This is a genomic window from Paenibacillus urinalis (assembly GCF_028747985.1).
Lineage (GTDB): Bacteria > Bacillota > Bacilli > Paenibacillales > Paenibacillaceae > Paenibacillus > Paenibacillus urinalis.
In genome coordinates this window covers 4,810,001-4,828,853 of the sequence record NZ_CP118108.1, presented here as the reverse complement: position 1 = coordinate 4,828,853, position 18,853 = coordinate 4,810,001, and the positions used below count along the sequence as shown (strand labels likewise).

General features: G+C 46.5%; 12 protein-coding genes and 1 pseudogene. 12 read left to right on the top strand and 1 reads right to left on the bottom strand.

Features of this window, described 5'->3' with window-relative positions; translation table 11 throughout:
* Window positions 1-71: 71 nt before the first annotated feature.
* The 6 genes and pseudogenes from PUW25_RS22485 to rfbD all read left to right on the top strand — a co-directional run bounded on the left by PUW25_RS22485 (window position 72) and on the right by rfbD (window position 8,570).
* Window positions 72-1,208, top strand: coding sequence for a S1C family serine protease (locus PUW25_RS22485; protein ID WP_274337549.1), 1,137 nt, complete (start codon window positions 72-74; stop codon window positions 1,206-1,208).
* Window positions 1,205-3,112 (top strand): stalk domain-containing protein, encoded by a 1,908-nt coding sequence (locus tag PUW25_RS22480; RefSeq protein ID WP_274337548.1) that lies wholly within the window; start codon window positions 1,205-1,207, stop codon window positions 3,110-3,112. The genes PUW25_RS22485 and PUW25_RS22480 overlap by 4 nt, the downstream gene beginning before the upstream one ends.
* A 293-nt stretch (window positions 3,113-3,405) precedes the next feature.
* Window positions 3,406-5,919 (top strand): annotated as a pseudogene (locus tag PUW25_RS22475) (U32 family peptidase).
* Window positions 5,920-6,103: 184 nt separating this feature from the next.
* Window positions 6,104-6,652: a dTDP-4-dehydrorhamnose 3,5-epimerase gene (gene rfbC / locus PUW25_RS22470; protein ID WP_274337547.1), complete on the top strand. Its 549-nt coding sequence runs from the start codon at window positions 6,104-6,106 to the stop codon at window positions 6,650-6,652.
* 16 nt (window positions 6,653-6,668) lie between these two features.
* Entirely contained in the window at window positions 6,669-7,688 is a 1,020-nt protein-coding gene (gene rfbB / locus PUW25_RS22465) for a dTDP-glucose 4,6-dehydratase (protein ID WP_274337546.1), read from the top strand.
* Window positions 7,689-8,570: a dTDP-4-dehydrorhamnose reductase gene (gene rfbD / locus PUW25_RS22460; RefSeq protein WP_274337545.1), complete on the top strand. Its 882-nt coding sequence runs from the start codon at window positions 7,689-7,691 to the stop codon at window positions 8,568-8,570. It abuts the gene before it with no gap.
* A gap of 129 nt (window positions 8,571-8,699) precedes the next feature.
* On the opposite strand, the gene PUW25_RS22455 is transcribed toward rfbD, so the two are convergent.
* The gene (locus PUW25_RS22455; protein WP_274337544.1) at window positions 8,700-9,098 is read right to left on the bottom strand and encodes a TIGR02328 family protein; all 399 of its coding nucleotides are present in this window, start codon (window positions 9,096-9,098) and stop codon (window positions 8,700-8,702) included.
* Between the two features lie 194 nt (window positions 9,099-9,292).
* Between PUW25_RS22455 and PUW25_RS22450 the strand changes: the two genes are divergently transcribed.
* The 6 genes from PUW25_RS22450 (at window position 9,293) to ligA (ending at window position 18,786) form a co-directional block, all read left to right on the top strand.
* A complete protein-coding gene (locus PUW25_RS22450) occupies window positions 9,293-9,883 on the top strand; it encodes a biliverdin-producing heme oxygenase (RefSeq protein WP_274337542.1) in 591 nt (196 codons plus the stop codon).
* Window positions 9,884-9,904: 21 nt separating this feature from the next.
* Complete coding sequence (locus tag PUW25_RS22445) at window positions 9,905-12,469, top strand: diguanylate cyclase domain-containing protein (protein ID WP_274337540.1); 2,565 nt, start codon at window positions 9,905-9,907, stop codon at window positions 12,467-12,469.
* 218 nt (window positions 12,470-12,687) lie between these two features.
* Window positions 12,688-13,164, top strand: coding sequence for a hypothetical protein (locus tag PUW25_RS22440; protein WP_274337538.1), 477 nt, complete (start codon window positions 12,688-12,690; stop codon window positions 13,162-13,164).
* A gap of 284 nt (window positions 13,165-13,448) precedes the next feature.
* Window positions 13,449-14,162 (top strand): heptaprenylglyceryl phosphate synthase, encoded by a 714-nt coding sequence (gene pcrB / locus PUW25_RS22435; RefSeq protein WP_274337536.1) that lies wholly within the window; start codon window positions 13,449-13,451, stop codon window positions 14,160-14,162.
* Between the two features lie 47 nt (window positions 14,163-14,209).
* Window positions 14,210-16,537 carry a DNA helicase PcrA gene (gene pcrA, locus PUW25_RS22430; protein ID WP_047914450.1) on the top strand — a complete coding sequence of 776 codons (2,328 nt, stop codon included), beginning with the start codon at window positions 14,210-14,212 and terminating at the stop codon, window positions 16,535-16,537.
* Window positions 16,538-16,770: 233 nt separating this feature from the next.
* Entirely contained in the window at window positions 16,771-18,786 is a 2,016-nt protein-coding gene (ligA, locus tag PUW25_RS22425; RefSeq protein WP_047914449.1) for an NAD-dependent DNA ligase LigA, read from the top strand.
* Window positions 18,787-18,853: the final 67 nt, after the last annotated feature.

The window sequence follows — 18,853 nt, the reverse complement described above, 5'->3', positions numbered from 1 at the left end:
ATAAAGATCAAAATAGCGATACAAATCTCAATCTACACAAGGTAAGAACTAGAATCACAGCAGCTGCTGTCATGACAATCCTTATGCTTGGAGCAGGTGTGATTAACCCAGCAGTAATAGAAGGCGCCAGTGTTAAGCTGAATGCGAAGCTGCAGAATGATCAAATATACATAAATTCAAAAGACCTTATTAAAGCGTTAGGCGGAACAGGTCAGTATGACACGAAGACAGGAACATTCATTTATACCGCGAAGGATGACATACCGGAGGTTGTCGAGGCCGTATCCCCATCGGTTGTTGGAATTATAGGGCGCCCGGATGCAGGTGAAGAGGGGGCGAGCTCGGATCGTTACAATTTAACGCACGGAACGGGTGTGATTATAAAATCAAATGGATGGATTGTGACCAACGCCCATGTCATTGAAGGTTTATCTAATGCAGTTGTAGTCACATCGGACGGTAAGTCCTATAAGATCACCGACAGTTACAGCGATAGGGCAAGCGATCTCGCACTGATCAAGATCAATGCCAAATCGCTCAAGCCAGCGAAGCTTGCCAGCTCCTCTTCCAATATGCGAGTGGGCGAGACGGTGATTGCGATTGGAACACCGGTCTCTTTTTCCCTGCGGAATTCAGCTACAGTGGGTGTGGTCAGCGGGCTCAATCGGGGAGTGAATGCATCCTATCGTCTGATTCAAAGCGATACAGCCATTAACCCGGGGAACAGCGGCGGCCCGCTCGTGAATTTAAAGGGTGAAGTGATTGGGATTAACACGATGAAATATGCAGCGGTTGGTGTAGAGAATACAGGCTTTTCGATCCCTGCTGAGACAATGCATTATGTAATCAATCATTACTTTAAATATGGCGAAGTCAAGCGTGCAAGTCTGGGGCTTACACTGGAAGAGAGCTGGTCGGCCATCGTGGGTCTGCCTACTGACGATCCTTTGACCGTTACGAGTGTTGACACGAATGAAGCAGACAAGGCCAAAATCCAAGAGGGTGACGTGCTGTACAGCATAGACGGAGTGCGAGTTACTTCGGTTGTCGATATTAATGAGCTGCTTAAAAAGTATCTGCCTGGCCAGAGAGTAAAGCTGCTCATGCAGTCAGATGGAGACATCGTAACGCGCTATCTTGTATTGACACAGGGTGAGAACACGGTCTTTTCAGTTGAAGACGAAGCATGGGATGAGGTAGAACAATGAATACAAGAATGATACGTATCATTACAACAGCGCTATTGACGGGTACAGTCGTGTTAAGCAGTGCAGCTCAACCGGCAGCAGCTTCTGATCTTGTGGAAGAGCTGAGATTAAAGACCGGAAGCCAGACCGCAACCATCAATGGAGAGAAGCAAACAATTCATACACCCTATGTTGAGCAGGGAACGCTGATGGTCCCGGTAGGCATATTCAAAAAAGCTTTCAATAGCGAGATCCGATTATCCGGGGAGGATGTTGTCAAAGTTATGGACGGCCCTCATACGGTTGCACTTACCATCGGCAGCAAGACCGCCTGGATCGATGGGGCCAAAGTAGAGATGGCTGCTGCCCCCAAGATGGTGAAGGATGTGCTTATGGTTCCGCTTCGTCCTGTAGCTGCAGGAATCGGAGCATCGCTTCACAAGTCAGATCATGGTGAGTTGGTCATCCGCATGAAGGTGAATGATGCTGAAGCTCCGCAGGAGGATCCAGAGAGCGATATCGATACGGATCTAGGCAAAACAAAGATAGGGAACAGTTACTACGAATGGTCTATGAACTATCCAACCGGACTGATTGTGGGCGGTTCTTATAATGAAAGTGAGGACTTTACCAGCTTCATGAACGCAGAAGGAACCTATTATCTTGAAGTGCTGGTGAGCGATCAGGAAGTGGAGCTGGATGCGGAGGATATGCTGCAGCAGCTTGTTCAGGACGCCAAAGATATGGGTGAGACCGTAATGGACCGTGAAGCCTTAGGAGAGGCGGTTACACCGTATGCCCGGATCGTGACCAAGGATAGTGACGGTATGTTCTGGGAAGCGAGACAATACTACGATAATGGGCACTTGTATGAAGTCTATTTTTCCGACTATGAGGCTGTCAATTACAAGGATTTGCAAAAGCATGCCCCGCTGTTGAATTCCTTCCGCACATCATTCAACACATCGGATACAAGGATGAAGGATTTGTCCACGGTTGAGAACGGCATGTCGACAGTATATAACGAAGATTATGGAATATCGCTGTCTGTGCCCGCGGAGTGGGACAAGGATAATCAGTCCCTGGTATACGAGAGTGAGGAAGGAACTCATCTATCCCTTCAAGTGACATCTGCACCGGAAGGTGCATCGCTTAAGGATTGGAGCGACAAGCTGAATCAGTGGATGCGGGATGTGTTCGTGGAGGAAGCTCACCGGGAGGTCGATTCCTACACGCTGAACGTTGCAGGTAAGGATGCTCAAGTGAACCAGTTCCAATACAATTTTGGAGATGGCTGGACAACGGAATATAATGTGTTGATTCAAGAAAACGGCTATCGTTACTATTTGGAATATGCGATACCCGAAACAGCAGCAGCGGATGAGAGCTTGTTCGAAGAGATCCTGGCTTCGCTCGAAATTGATTATGATACAGTATCTGAAAATTTCGGCAAGCTTGGTGAAGATCCTTACTTAGTAAATAAGTCGAGCATGATCACCCGAACTTCCAAAACATATGGATATACACTTGATATCCCGAGATACTGGACTCCGGTGGAGAACCGTTTTGAATCCACGATTGTAGCGTACCAGTTTACAGGGGGCTTTTTCTCCATCCATGTGGATAAGGAAGTTTCTGTAGAGATGGCTGTCAGTCAGCTGCGTGAATCTTATGCTGAAGCGGCCCAGAGCCGCAAAGATTTTCGTGTGACCGATACGAAGAATGTAACGTTTGCGGGACAACCGACGACAGAGTTCACTTACCATGAGGTCGAGAGGGGTGTTCCTATGCAAGGCAGGCAGCTGGTATTTGAGCACGATGGCATTACTTATACGGTGACGGCGGTATTAAATGATGCCAATCGAACAGAAGTGCAGCTGAATGCTCTCTCGAAGACGCTTGAATCTTTTTCATTTAATAAATAGTTTATGAATTGAAGAACCGGCACAGCTGAATTCAGTTGGCATGCGGGTTCTTTTTCATAGGTTCAGAGAAGAGAAGGACACATATTACACGCTTAATAGAAAAGTCCATGGAGAATGAGCGGAAATTTCGGTTTTTTCAGGAAGTAGTAGAGGAAAGAACGAGGATTTGATACACTATTATAGTTGTTTAGCAGAATGGCTACACTGATAGAGTATATAGTTAATTAATTGGACGTTGTATTAGGATATTGGCAAAGTAAAAAAGCCTGCTTGGATCAGGTTTAGGAGGATATATGGATACAAAAGCATTGAGAAGAGAAGATGTCGAGCTGTTAGCACCTGCCGGCGATTGGGATTGTATGCGTTCAGCAGTAGCGAACGGCGCAGATGCAATCTTTTTCGGTGTGGAAAAGTTTAATGCCCGCGCAAGAGCGAACAATTTCCGGATGGAAGAGCTGCCGGAGATTATGGCTTTTTTGCATAGCTATGGAGTCAAAGGATTTTTGACGTTTAACATATTGGTATTTGAAAATGAGCTGGCGGACGCAAAGGCATTGGTTGATGCTTGTGTGGATGCAGGTGTAGATGCGGTTATTGTGCAGGATTTGGGTCTAGTGAAGCTGATTCGTGAAATCTCACCGGATTTCCCAATTCACGGTTCAACACAGATGACGATTACTTCGCCGGAGGCGGTAGAGTTTACGAAGCCGTTTGATATTGAACGCGTCGTATTAGGTCGTGAGAACAACCTGAAGCAAATTCAAAAAATCGGAGAACAAGCGAAGCTGCCAATGGAAGTATTCGTGCATGGTGCACTCTGCGTCTCCTACTCAGGTCAATGCTTGACTTCCGAGATGTGGGGCGGACGCTCTGCGAACCGCGGTGAGTGTGCACAGGCCTGCCGTCTTCCCTATGATCTGATGGTCGATGGTGAGCAGAAGCCGATGGGCGATGTTGCTTATCTGTTGTCTCCGAAGGACCTTGCCGCGATCGACATTATGCCTGAGCTGATTGAAGCGGGTGTTACTTCCTTCAAGATTGAAGGGCGTCTGAAGACACCGGAATATGTAGCGAATGTGGTAAGTAAATATCGCAAAGCAATTGATGCCTATTTTGACGGCGTTAAAGACCCGATCAGCACGGAGGAAATTCGTGAGCTGCAGCAGAGCTTCTCCCGCGGCTTCACGCATGGCTTCCTTGAAGGAACGAACAACAAGAAGCTGGTGGATGGTACATTTCCGAAGAGCCGTGGTGTGTATTTGGGCCGTGTGGAAAAAATACTTCGTGATGGTGTCGTATGTAAACTGGAAGCTCCGCTGAAGCGTGGAGATGGTATCGTGTTTGATGCCGGCGACCCAACTAAGCGCGAAGAAGGCGGACGTGTCTATGATGTTCGCCGTAAAGGAGTCAAGATCGAAGGCGAAGCGGGCGAAGGCTGGATCATCGATATCGTACCGGGCCGCAGTGACGTGGATCTGCGCCGTCTGCATGAAGGTGATCGGATCTGGAAGACGAATGACCCGGCGCTGGATAAGCGCCTGCGTCAAAGCTATGAGACAGAGAAGCCATATCGTGTCTTCCCGGTTCATGTGAAGGCAGTAGGCAGACCAGGTCAGCCACTAGAAACCTGGTGGACGGATGTGCAGAAAGGTACTACTGTTCAGGTGAATTCCGAGATGGAGCTTGAAATAGCGAAAAAACGTCCGATGAACGACGAGCTGCTGGAAGAGCAGTTTGGACGTCTAGGCGGTACAGTGTACCAGCTGGAAGAGCTGGATGTGCAGCTGCATGGAGATATCATTATCCCGATGCGTGAGCTGAACAACATTCGCCGTCAGGCGGTAGAAATGCTGGCAGGGGAACGTCCGAAGCCGCCAGTATATGTGAAGCGTGAGGTTGAGGTATATGGTGATTCCGTTAAGCCAGCACCAGCGGTGAAGCGCGGAGCAGCGGAACTGACGGCATTGTGCCGCAGCCTTCCTCAAGTAGAGGCTTGCCTTGAAGCTGGTGTAGACTTTATATATGCGGACTTTGAGTTCATCAAGCAGTTCCCGGCTGCTGTTGAAATGGTGCATGCTGCAGGCAAGAAGATCGCACTCGTTACACCACGCATTCACATGCCTGGAGAGAACGGCTACCATAACAACATTCTACGTCTGAAGCCAGACGCTGTGCTGGTTCGTAATACAGGCGCACTGTATTTCTATCTGCGTCATCGCATGGAGAATCCAGATGCGCATCATCCAGAGCTGATCGGTGACTTCTCGCTGAACATCGCCAACCATAAAGCGGTTGAGCTGTTCCTTGAAGCCGGCTGTGATGCGGTTACTCCATCCTATGACCTGAATATTCAGCAAATGGTCGATCTGCTGGAGCGTTCTCGTACGGACAAGATGGAAGTCGTTATCCATCAGCATCTGCCGATGTTCCATACAGAGCACTGTGTGTACTGTACGTTCCTTAGTGAAGGGACAGACTACACGAACTGCGGACGTCCTTGTGAAGATCACAGCGTATCCCTACAGGACCGTATTGGCATGTCCCATCCGGTTCGTGTCGATGAAGGCTGCCGGAATACGGTATACAATGCCGTTGAACAATCCGGTGCTGAGTACCTGACCAACTTCATGGATCTAGGTGTATCCCGCTATCGTGTGGAGTTCCTGGAAGAAACACCAGAGCAGGTACGTGAAGTGCTTGGACTGTACAACCGTGCTCTGCACTGAGAGATCAGCGGTACACAAGTGTGGAAGACACTTAAAGCAACCAACCAGCTTGGCGTAACACGCGGGCAATTGGTGAAATAAATTAATTATATTGAAGCCTTCTCTATTAAGGGGAGGCTTTTTTATTTGGCAAGGGACGCTCTGTGAAGGCCCACGTTTTAAATTGTTGTTTACTCTCACAGAGAATATAGGTCACCGATATCAATAGTGCATATATTGAGTTAGAACAAAAACTTATAAATCTAACTCAGAGGTGAGATCAGCAATGGATATCACTCCTTTATATCTAGAAGGAGCAAGCATAATTGAACCCAAAGTCCACGGAGACCATCGTGGTTTCTTCATGGAAAGCTACAATGAAGAAACGTTCAAAAAGAAGGGGATCCAACATAATTTTGTACAGGATAATCATTCATTATCTGCTGAATCAGGTGTACTGAGAGGACTCCATTATCAACTGAATCCAAAGGCTCAAACAAAGCTTGTTCGTGTCATCTCTGGTGCAATCTATGACGTAATTGTTGATATTCGTAAGAACTCTCCAACATTCGGGAAATGGATTGGTGTCATTCTTAGTGGAGATAACAAGCGTCAGCTTCTCGTACCAAGCGGGTTTGCACATGGTTTTTGCACGCTTGTTCCACAGACACAGGTTATTTATAAAGTAGATGAATACTATTCACCAGAACATGATCGTGGAATTCTATGGAATGATCCAGCATTGAATATTGACTGGCCAATTAGAAATCCTGTGTTGTCTGATAAGGATAAGAGGCACCCAGTATTAGCGAATGCAGAGCTCAATTTTAATTAGAAAGGGAGTCGGTCAGATGAAACTTTTAGTTACAGGAGGCGCGGGTTTCATTGGTAGTAATTTCATTCTGTATATGATAAAGGAACATCCAGATTACGAAATTATTAATGTAGATTCACTCACTTATGCAGGGAATTTAGAAAATCTCAGATCGGTTGAAAGTAACCCTAAATATAGATTTTTGAAAGCTGATATAACGGATACAAATAAGATGGAGGAGCTGATTGAGCAAGATGTGGACATCGTTGTAAACTTTGCAGCTGAGTCCCATGTGGATCGCAGTATACTTACATTTGATGTATTTGTTAAGACAAATGTGCTTGGAACGCAGGTGTTACTTGATGCAGCGAAGAAATATAAAGTATCCAAATTTGTTCAGGTATCTACGGATGAGGTGTATGGATCTCTTGGAGCAACAGGATTGTTCACCGAAGAAACACCTTTGTCGCCTAATAGTCCTTATTCCGCTAGTAAAGCCGGAGGAGATCTGCTAGTTAGGTCCTATTATGAAACCTTCAGTCTTCCTGTTAACATTACACGTTGTTCTAATAACTATGGGCCCTATCAATTTCCTGAGAAGCTGATTCCTTTAATGATCTCCCGTGCTCTTATGAATAAATCTCTTCCTATATATGGTGACGGACTGAATATTAGGGATTGGCTGTATGTTGAAGATCATTGCAGTGCAATTGACCTAGTCATTCACCAAGGGAAGCTGGGAGAAGTGTACAATATAGGCGGCAATAACGAGCGAAGCAACATAGAGATTGTAGAAACCATACTAAATGAATTGGAGAAACCTAAATCCTTGATTTCTTACGTATCGGATCGTCCAGGTCATGACCGGCGCTATGGAATTGATCCGTCAAAAATAATGGCAGAGCTTGGTTGGAAACCTAACCATTCTTTTGATACGGGGATTAAGGAGACCATTCAGTGGTACCTGGATAATAAGGAATGGTGGACCCGGATTCAATCTGGAGCCTATCAACAATATTACACCCAACAATATGGGGGGCATCAGGGGGACGGATAAATGAAAGTGTTAGTAACCGGAGCAGCGGGTCAACTTGGAAAGGACGTTGTAATATTACTGGAGCAGAAGGGCTTTGAAGTCCTGGCATGCGATCGTCAAACGCTTGATATTACAAATCCAGAGCAGTGCGAAGCCGTAGTTTCGGAATTCCTTCCGCAAGCCGTTATCCATTGCGCAGCCTATACTGCAGTCGATGCAGCCGAGGCCGATATTGAAGGTGCCTACCGGGTTAATGCATCTGGTAGCCGAAACCTGGCAGTAGCTGCGGAGAAGGTTCAGGCCAAAATGGTATATATCAGCACAGATTATGTTTTTGATGGCCAATCTCCTGAGCCGTATCATGAGTATGACAATACAGACCCGCAAAGTATTTACGGAAAGTCAAAGAGAGCAGGGGAAGTGCTTATCCAAAGTTTGTCTTCACGCTATTTTATTGTACGTACTTCATGGGTTTATGGCTTGCATGGCAATAACTTTGTTAAAACGATGCTGAAATTGGGACAGGAGAAACCGTTTCTGAATGTAGTGAATGACCAAAAGGGCTCACCTACCTATACCGTAGATTTGTCCGCGTTCTTATTTGAGCTGATTCAGACTGAGAAATATGGGATTTATCATGCCTCCAATAGTGGCTCCTGTACATGGTATGAGTTTACCAAAGCGATATTAGATGATGCTGCGCAAATATTAGACTTGAAGATAACAGCTTCGCTAGAGCCTTGTACTACAGACCGCTTTCCACGTCCAGCACCACGTCCCCAAAATTCGGTCATGGAGCACTTCGCCATCCGAAGTAACGGATTCACTGATATACGTCCTTGGCGCGAGGGTTTGCACGATTTTCTACATGAGCTGAAAGCCGCAAGCATAGAAATACAATAACAGATGTCTAGATCTCAATCATTATACAATGCAAAAAGATGGCTTCATCTCCCATTGAGAGAAAGCCATCTTTTTCTATACCATCTTTATTGCTTGCTGCAGGCTTATCAGCGTATTTCGTTCTATATCTTACCTTAAGCCGTCCGCCTGCTTCACACCCACTTCCAGCATAATCCCCTTCTCTGCCAGATTATCGAGGCACTCCGTCATGTAGGCATCGTTATGCTCATCATAACGCGTATGGGCCATCACCTCATACTCATCGTCCCAATCCCATGGATCGGTCTGCTTCCCGCGATAAGTTGGATTTTCCCATAGGCTATCTACGTTGTATCCCCGATTTTTCATTTCTTCTATAATTAAAATATGATACCGAACCAGCTTCAGCGGATGGTAGTCAAATACATAATTGACGGTTGCATGCTTCTTGCCCCATCCGCCGCCCCGCAGTGCACAGCATTCCCGATGCTGTCCGAGCAGCTGGGGTCTAGGGAGCATACGAATTAGATCTTCATGCCATAAACGCATCTATCATTCTCTCCTATATCGTTTGTTTCTATTTATATAAGCATAGGCGAGAGGAATTAAGCAGGTCAATGGCAAACATCTTCCTATATGGGTATTTGGAATCTATCGTTTTTTCGTCTAACATTGTTTATACTGAAGGAATTGGTCTTTTAATCAATAGTTTTAATCTCATATGAACAGGGAGGTTCGTGGAAATGACAACCATTATGGAACAGCTCAGAAAAGAAACGGCGGAGGAACATGATCGAATCGAGCAAAATGACTATGCCAAAGCCATTATGAACCATACCCTTAACAAGGCCGATTATCAGGCGTATTTAGAGAAATTTTACGGCTTTATTCTGCCGATAGAACAGAAGATTGAGCAGCTTGACGGTGTGCAGGAGCTGGGCATCGATATGAAGCATCGTGCGAAATCGCCCCTGCTGGAGCAGGACCTTGCATACCTCTCTTCGAATAGACAGCAGGTTCCTCTATGCAGCGAAATCCCCGAGATCGCTTTAACGGAACAATTGCTGGGTTATTTATATGTCATTGAGGGCTCAACGCTTGGAGGACAGGTTATTACCCGTAAGCTGCGAGAGCATTTAGCTCTGGAGCCGGGCGCAGGACTCTCTTATTTTAATGCTTACGGACAAGACACACGTGTGGCATGGAAAGAACTAAGTGGTATCATGAACTCGGCTGCAGAAGCTGGAGCGAATCGCGAGGTAATCGTTGGTACGGCAAAAGAGACCTTCCGTTTGCTTAATCAATGGGTTAACACTACCGATCATAGCGAATGATAAAGGGGAGATCTTACGACAATGTCTGGAACCGGGGATTACCAGGATAACCAATTACTGAATCGAACACTGTATAACTCCGAAGAGGAACTCGATCCAGGCGAACCTATAGATTTAACCAACTGCGAGAAGGAGCCCATTCACATTCCGGGAATGATTCAGCCACACGGGGTTTTAATTTCAATGATGAGTGAGTCTCCGTATACGATTGTACAATGCAGTGCCAATACCTTTGAATTTTTCGGACAAGAAGCAGAGGAACTGATTGGAACGCCGGCAGCAGATCTCATTGGCTGGGAATCGCAGCAAGAGCTGATTGATCGTAATTTAAGCGCTAGTGATACATCTGATTTACAATATATGAGTTTGAAGATCAAGAACGTAGAGACGGGTAAGGACTTGGACTTTTTCGGCATTGCCCATTCGAGTGAAGGTCTGATGATATTGGAGCTTGAACCGGCTCAAGAAGAGCAGTCTAAGACGGATGATTATAACTGGATTCATACGTTCTTCAGTCGAGTTAAGCGTACGAGCACGAGATATGATGCCAGCCAGGTGGTTGCTGAGCAAGTGAAGGAGATGCTGGGGTACGACCGGGTTATGATCTATGAATTCGATGAGCAGTGGAACGGAAAGGTTATAGCCGAAGCGAGGGAAGTGGGGCTGGAGCCTTTTTTGGGACATCACTATCCCGCCTCCGATATTCCGAGACAAGCTCGTGAGCTCTACCTCCGCAACTGGCTTCGAACGATTGTGAACGTGGATTACATTCCTGTGCCGATTATACCCACCGTACAGCCGTTGACAGGCAAACCGCTTAATCTCAGCTTGTCTGTGCTCCGAAGCGTTTCGCCTATGCATATTGAATATTTACAGAACATGGGTGTTCAGGCCACAGTGACGATATCCTTAATTCATGATGGGGAGCTATGGGGGCTGATCACTTGTCACCATTATTCTCCTAAATATGTACCGCACCGTATAAGGAACTTGTGTAATTTCCTAGGTGCTTTTTTCAGCAGTGAATTGGTGCAGCGACAGGAGCTGGATGATTATCAGGATGAGATCAGGCTGAGACAGACAGCCTCACGCATTGTGCAGATCTTTATTGGCAATACAAGCTCATCCCGTGTGCTCGCAGATTTGGATAAGGAGCAGGAGTCGCTGCTTCAGCTGATGAATGCGTCAGGAGCGGTTGTGTCTTACAAGAATGATCTGCTGTTTTATGGGAACACGCCATCTGCAGAACAGGTCCGTGACCTGGCACAGTGGCTCTCGAGTCAAGCTCAAGATTATACCTACCATTCTTCGAAGCTAAGTGCAGAGTTTCCCCCTGCTGAAAAATATAAAAAAATAGGCTCCGGCGTGCTCTATCTATCTATGGATCAAATGCATCGTGACTATATTATATGGTTTAGAGCCGAAGTAGTTCAGATCGTGGACTGGGCAGGGGATCCTGCAAAAGCAGTAATAAAAGCAGACGACGGATACCGCCTGTCCCCCCGCAAATCATTTGAAAAATGGCGAGAAGTGGTAGAAGCCACTTCGTATCCTTGGCTGAGCAAGGAACTGAATATTCTTCCTGAACTGAAAAGTATCGTGCGGAGCCAGACAGAGAATCAGCTCAGGCAGATGGAAGTAGAGGCGATTCAGAATGCCCGCATTCTACGAGATAATGAGCACCGATATTTGCAGCTTATGGAGCTGTCTCCGGTTGGATTTTTTACGGTAACGAATGGCAGGATCATATACTGTAATAGTAAAGCAGTTCAGCAGCTGGGTTACGAGACAACAGAAGAGCTGACCGGCAAAGAGTTTCTTCATTATATCGCTGATCCGTCGAAGGACGGTTTTCATCAGAAGATGGAAGAGCTTGATATGGGAAATGATGAATTAATTGCAGGCAAATCTTATTTTAAACAGGCTGACGGAGACTCACTGCTGCTGGAGTATACGGTGGCTTCGGTGATGCATGGGGGTGACCCTTCCTTCATGATTCTAATCCACCAGGGTGTATCCAACAGTGATAAGAAGGAATTTGCGGAAATGACAGATCAGCTCAAAAGCTATCTCGTTACCGATTCGCTCACCGGATTATCCATCTGTTCTGTTTTTGATCGAGAGCTGTGCCAGGAATGGGAGAGCTGTATAGAAGAGAATTGTTCCATGGGACTGCTCATTATTGATGTGGACGATTTCCGAACATATAACCTGACTCACGGGCTTAAGAACGGAGATTTATGTCTTCAGTGGGTTGCAGACGTTCTTAGAGTACTGGGAGAAAGAGAAGAATATAACGCATCGATCTGTAGAAAGAGCGGCGGTAAATTTAGATTAAGACTTAAGGATACTACCACAGAAGCAGCAATTAGTCTGGCAGAAGAGATCAGACAAGGTGTCGAGGCACTGCAAATTCCTGTACAATCCACTCTGAACGCTTATGATCATGAATGGTTGACAGTAAGTGTTGGCGCAGCGGTCATCGTGCCGAATGCAGTGACTCATCCCGATGTTTTGTTTGAGCAAGCAGAGGCTTCCCTGCGTTCAGCCAAAAGCCAGGGTAAAAACAATGTTACCATGTTATAACGGAATTCATTTCAAATATGAAATTGTTCACGATAAATTTAAGTTCTTCTATAAACTTTTGGAAGGATTTTGCAGATAATTAGCTTAGGGCTGTCCTTAAGCTGCACTATTCAGACTCGCTTGGAAGGCTGCTTGGACAGCGCCTCTCAGCGGGTCTTTTTATGTTAACCCGGATGAATCATATAACTATACATAAGAGTAAAGCGAGGTTTTCCGATATGGCAAAAGCAACCCGAAGACCCAAGGAATTTACGCAGGCCCAGCTGTATGAGCTCAGACATAATCCCAATGTGTCCAGTATTGAAGGCAGGAATATTACGTATACGCCCGTATTCAAAATTGCTGCGATTCGGGCAGATCAGGACGGAGTTCGGCCAAGGGACATTTTTATACGCGGCGGCTTCTGCTTAGAAGCGATAGGCACAGATACGCCCAAGCGATGCTTGCAGCGATGGAGGGCCATTTTTGATAAGTATGGTGAGAAGGGGCTTATGAATGAGGGCAGACAGCGGCATAATCGTAAGCACTGGAGCTTGGAGGAGAAGCTGCAGGACAAAATTTATGTGGCAGAGGATCAGATTCGTCTATTGAAGGATGAGAATGCTCAATTAAAACGGGAGCTTAGGGAGCTGCAGAAGCTATACGCGGAGAAGCCCAAACGCTTATATGTTCGCAATCGGGTAGGTGAGTATTAAAGTATGCAAGCCGAATTTGGTCATACTCGAATGATTTAATCAATGAATGTTTTAGCGCACAAATGTTTAATACGGTTAAATTAAATATCGACAGCTAATAAAGGCTGCTCTCAAGGCCCTCATGTAAACCTGCCCTTTCATAGGAAAGCCGCAGGTTTTTTGGTATTCCATCCTCTGTTTCCAGCTAAAAATCTTGTTCGCCTCGCATACGAACATTGACTTACCTTATGCCACTATCATAGACTTGTTTTAGTAGTGATTTGCTCGCGTGGAGGAATGGAATTTTGAAGGAAATGATCAAGGAATGGAAGCATATTTTCAAACTCGATCCTGACCGTGAATTGACGGATGAGGCGCTTGATGCGGTATGCATGTCCGGATCCGATGCAATTATGATCGGCGGCTCTTCTGGCGTCACGTACGATAACACGGTGGACCTGCTCTCAAGGGTGCGGAGGTACGAGCTTCCATGTGTACAAGAGATTTCAGACCTTGAGGCGGTTGTGCCCGGATTTGATCTTTACATGGTCCCGATGGTGCTGAACGCACAAGATACGCGCTGGATCACCGGACAGCATCAAGCCGCCATTGAACAGTTTGGATATATGATTCCTTGGGAGCTTATCGTTTGTGAAGGATATATCGTATTGAACCCTGATTCAACGGTAGCGCGACTAACTTCTCCGAATACTGAGCTTGAGGCTGAAGGGGTAGCTGCTTATGTACAGGTAGCGGACAGACTGATGAATCTGCCTATTGTGTACATTGAATACAGTGGAACCTTTGGTGATATGGAAACAGTAGAGGCAGCTCGCCATGCAGCATACCAGTCTCAGCTATTTTATGGCGGGGGGATTGTCGATTACGATACAGCAGTGAAGGCAGCGAAGGCAGCGGATACCATTGTTGTGGGCAATGCGGTTTATTATGATTTGCCCTCGGCGCTTGCTACGGTTCAGGCTGTCAAACCGGTTGAGACCAAACCAACCTCAAAATAGAGGATGATGCACTTTTTTTACTTCAATAACGAAAGGGGCTTGCATGTATGCAATCCATTAATATACAGGACGCTGTTGCACGTCTGAACCCTCCGCAGCGGGAGGCGGTGGTTACAACAGAAGGACCACTTCTCATTATGGCCGGCGCAGGCAGTGGTAAGACGAGAGTGCTGACTCATCGTATCGCTTACTTGATTGCCACCAAAAAAACAGCACCTTGGGGCATTCTGGCCATCACATTTACGAATAAGGCAGCACGGGAGATGCAGGAGCGGGTATCGAAGCTCGTCGGGTCGGAAGGACGCGATATTTGGGTATCTACGTTTCACTCCATGTGTGTGCGGATTTTGCGCCGTGATATAGAACGAATCGGATTTACATCTAACTTTAGTATTCTGGACTCGGCAGATCAGCTGTCCGTTATTCGTAACTGTATGAAGGATCTGAATATTGATACGAAGAAGTTTGAACCCAAAGCTATTCAGTCTGCCATGAGTACGGCGAAGAATGAGCTGGTCACTCCTGCACAGTATGAAGCGAAGATTGGTGATTATTTTGAAGGTATTGTGGCGAAAGTATACACGATGTACCAAAAACGACTGAAAGCGAACAACTCGCTTGATTTCGATGATCTCATTATGACAACCATTCAGCTGTTCAAAGAAGTGCCGGAAGTACTTGACTTCTACCAGAAGAAATTCCAATACATCCACGTAGATGAGTATCAGGATACGAACCGTGCGCAGTATATGCTGACCCGCATGCTGGCGGACAAGCATCACCGTATTTGCGTCGTGGGTGATAGTGACCAGTCGATCTATCGCTGGCGCGGTGCCGATATCAGCAATATTCTGAACTTTGAAGAGGATTATCCGGAAGCCCGTACGATCCTGCTGGAGCAGAATTATCGTTCCACTTCCAATATTCTGGATGCAGCTAATGCCGTCATCGCACTTAATTCGGGACGCAAGCCGAAGAAGCTGTGGACGGATAAGACTGGCGGGGACAAGATCAAGGTTTACCGTGCGGACTCCGAGCATGATGAAGGATATTTTGTAACTTCCGAGATCAGCAAGAACGTGAACAAGGGCAAGAGCTATCAGGATCATGCAATATTGTATCGTACCAACGCACAGTCCCGGGTAATCGAGGAAATTTTGATTAAATCGGATATTCCTTACCAAATCGTCGGCGGGATTAAGTTCTATGACCGTAAAGAGATTAAGGACGTCCTTGCTTATTTGCGCCTTTTGTCCAATCCTGATGACGATATCAGCTTGACACGAATTATCAATGTACCTAAACGGGGCATCGGTGATACGACTGTTGGAAAGCTCGCTGCCGCAGCGGGGGAGAGAGGAGTATCCATTTTTAAAGTGCTTGAAGTGGTAGATGATCTGGGATTTGCTGGACGCACACGTAATGCACTGGTTGAATTCTATGATATGATTGCGGCCCTGCATCGGATGGTTGAGTATTTGTCGGTGACGGAGCTGACGGAGAAAATACTCGAGATGAGCCAGTATCGTCTGGAGTTCCAGAACGAGAATACGCTGGAATCCAAGGCCAGACTTGAGAATATTGATGAGTTCTTGTCTGTAACGATGGAGTTCGAGAAGAACAATGAAGACAAATCACTTGTATCGTTCCTTACGGATTTGGCTCTTATTGCTGACATTGACAGCATGAATGATGACGAGGAAGAGCAGGATGATGCGGTCGTTCTGATGACCATGCACAGTGCCAAGGGACTGGAGTTTCCTGTTGTCTTCATTATCGGGATGGAGGAAGGCGTGTTCCCGCATAGCCGTACCTTTATGGATGAGGAAGAGCTTGAAGAGGAACGCCGCCTTGCTTATGTAGGGATTACCCGTGCGGAACAGCAGCTCTTCCTGTCCTGTGCCCAAATGCGGACTTTGTTCGGACGGACCACAGCGAATCCACCTTCCCGCTTCCTGGATGAGATTCCGGAAGATCTTAAGGAGGATACGAAAATTGCCCAGGACCGCTATCGCCGCGGGGGAGGCAGCAACGCTGGCGGCTCCTATGGAGGACGCGGTTTTTCTGGAGGAGGAAGTAACTTTGGAGGTTCTCGGACTACCAGTACCGGCTTCGGTGGTTCTACGGCTTCTGCAGAAGCTTCTAAAGTATCTGTTACTACAGGGAGACCAGGTGGTGCAGCTGCAAGTACGGCAGGCAGTGGCTCGAAGGATTTCGCAGCAGGCGACAAAGTCCAGCATGGCAAATGGGGAACAGGAACGATTGTCTCCATTAAAGGTGCAGGCAACGACATGGAGCTGCAGATTGCTTTCCCTGCGCCGGTTGGTGTAAAACGTCTGCTCGCCGGTTTTGCGCCGATTACCAAGGTCGAATAGTGATGATGGCGAGGCTGCGTACGCATACCTTTTGCTGATCAATCTATCAAGCTTTAGTGCTAAAAATGAACATCATAGGTGAGTACACCATTTTAATAAAGGTACCCGTGAGAAGGAGAATTTTGTAGGACAGTATACGCTTATCTAGCAGTATAATCTGGCAGTACAAGAGTTTGGTCTTTCACGGGCCTTACATATTATTTGAATTTATTATCACGGAGGGATAGCCCTACATGGATCCAATGCATCGATTGGAACAGCTCGTAAAGGAGCTGAATGAGTACAATTATCACTATTACACACTGGACAAGCCGAAGATTAGTGATAAAGAGTATGATGTTTTGTACGATGAGCTGGTGTCACTTGAGACGCAAAGCGGGATTGTACTCCCCGATTCTCCGACTCAGCGTGTGGGAGGCGAACTGCTCAAAGGCTTCAAGCCACATCGTCACTTATCTCCTCTATGGAGCTTGGACAAGGCACAGAACATCGAACAGCTTCGCAGCTGGAATGGCAGAGTGCAGCGTCTTGTTCAGGATTACAACACCAAGAATCCCGATACACCGCTTCCTGAACCCGGTTATGCGATTGAATTGAAGTTTGATGGTCTGACTTTGAATCTGACCTATACGGATGGACAACTTGTTCAAGCTTCGACCCGAGGGAACGGAGTAACTGGTGAAGGGATTTTGGCACAAGTAAAAACGATCAAGTCTGTACCACTCACTATCCCCTACACAGACGGTACGATTGAAGTGCAGGGGGAAGGGATTATGAATCTCTCGGTGCTGAACAAATATAATGAGACAGCAGCCGACCCTCTCAAGAATGCGCGTAATGCTGCAGCAGGAGCACTTCGCAATTTGAATCCTAAAGTGACTGCAGAACGCAGGCTCAGTGCGTATTTCTACAATGTGGGCTATTCGGATGCAATAACATTTGAGAGTCATGAGCAGATGATGCAGTTTCTGCGCGACAACCATTTCAAAGTAAATCCTTATATCAGCTACTTCCAAGAGTTTGACGATGTGATGGAGCGCCTGGCGGAAATCCAGGAGAATCGTGATAAGCTGGACTATCTTATTGATGGAGCGGTTATTAAGCTTACAGATATTCGTACCCGGCAAGTATTGGGCTATACCGACAAATTCCCTCGGTGGGCTGTTGCCTACAAGTTTGAGGCGGAAGAAACAACGACGGTGCTGAATTCGGTCAGCTGGAATGTGGGACGTACAGGAAAAGTCACACCACTTGCTCGTGTTGAACCAGTAGAGCTTGCAGGTGTGACCGTATCGAACTGTACACTGAACAACGTGGGTGATATCGAGCGAAAGAACCTGAAGTTCGCACTTGGGACTCGTGTCTTTATCCGGAGATCGAACGATGTCATTCCTGAAATTTTGGGTAAGGTGACAGAGGAAGCCGATGGAGAAGAGATTGTGTATCCTACGGAGTGTCCTTCATGTGGGTATCCGCTGGAGGAACGCGGTGCGCATTTATTCTGTAACAATAAAATGAACTGCAAGCCGCAGATCGTAGCCCGAATTTCTCATTTTGCTTCCCGTGATGCCATGGACATTGAGACTTTCAGTGATAAGACAGCAATCCAGCTCCATGATGAGAAAGGATTAAAAGAAGCGGCAGAGCTCTACACGCTGACTTATGAAGATCTCATTGGATTGTCCCGGTTCGGTGACAAGAAGGCAAAAAATCTGCTGGCAGCCATTGAAGAAAGCAAAGGCAGAGATTTAGCATCCTTCCTGTATGCATTGGGTATTCCGAACACAGGGAAGTCGACGACCAAGATGCTTGCAGATCACTACCGCGACCTTCACCGCATTATGAATGCGACAGTAGAGGAACTGGTGGAACTTCCTGATGTAGGACTTATCGTAGCGGAGAGTATCGTATCCTTCTTCCAGGATCCATTTATACAAGCGAGCATCGAGAAGATGCTGTCTCTTGGAGTCGAGGCCAAAGCACCTGAAGAGGCTCAGGTCGTTGTGACTGACTCATTCTTCAGCGGGAAAACGGTTGTGCTTACAGGAACTTTGCATCAGCTAACGAGAGAAGAAGCTACCGAAAGACTTGAGGCGCTGGGTGCAAAGGTAACGGGAAGTGTATCGAAAAAAACAGATCTCGTCATAGCGGGAGAAAAAGCCGGAAGCAAGCTCGCTAAAGCTCAGCAGCTAGGTATAGATACCATTGAAGACGAGGATGAATTCGTTAAGCTCCTGCAGCTTAAATAGAATTGTATTGTTAAGCAGCATCATATTGTTATATGTAGAAGCGCAGTTTGTCGGATAATCTTAGTCG